At 30.8% G+C, this 614-nt stretch carries 1 protein-coding gene; it reads right to left on the bottom strand.

The features are described from left to right. Positions 1 to 585 (bottom strand): hypothetical protein (locus E3E36_RS11220; RefSeq protein WP_167895507.1); only part of this gene is annotated, 585 nt, incomplete at its 3' end. Between the last annotated feature and the right edge of the window lie 29 nt (positions 586 to 614).

Genomic DNA, 614 nt, shown 5'->3' with positions numbered 1-614 from the left:
CTGTAAGGTATGAATGGCAATAATTTTTTTCTGTAACCAATTATGGTGAATAACGTCTTCAATTTCTTTGTTAGCCAATTCATCAATGCCTTCTCCGATATGCATCGATACAGGTACTCTTAAATTAAATGGATTTTTCAGTTTCCATTGCCAATTTTTTTCAAAGGCAGGCGAATGCAAGTTGGTAAAATGTTGAATTACATTAATCAACTCATTTTCATTAATTAATTTTTCTCCATGATTAACAACAGTTGTAAAGCCATTTAGTAAATTTTTATAAATGCCCCACTGTGTTCTTAATTGTTGCGTAATACTAAGTACTTCTTTTATTTCATTCTTAAACTCAGCTTGAATAAATGGCCCCCATTCGGTATAGTTTTGATAATGCTCCTTACCTAATTGTGGAAACAGATTAAAATCCAAATGATCGTGAAAATTAATAAATCCGGGCAACAGAAAAGAGCCTTTACAATCAATCGGTTTTAATTCATCAAAAGTGTCAAGAGTTATTTTTCCGTTTTTTATTTGAATGAAAGCTGCTTTTTCAGGTGTATCAATTGTATAAAAGTTATTCAAGCTAAGCATGTGTTCAAGCAGATGATTTTATATTTTAC

Source organism: Thermococcus sp. M36, assembly GCF_012027355.1.
In the GTDB taxonomy this organism is placed as follows: domain Archaea; phylum Methanobacteriota_B; class Thermococci; order Thermococcales; family Thermococcaceae; genus Thermococcus.
Note: the sequence above shows the minus strand (reverse complement) of the source record. Positions and strands in the feature narration are given on the sequence as shown.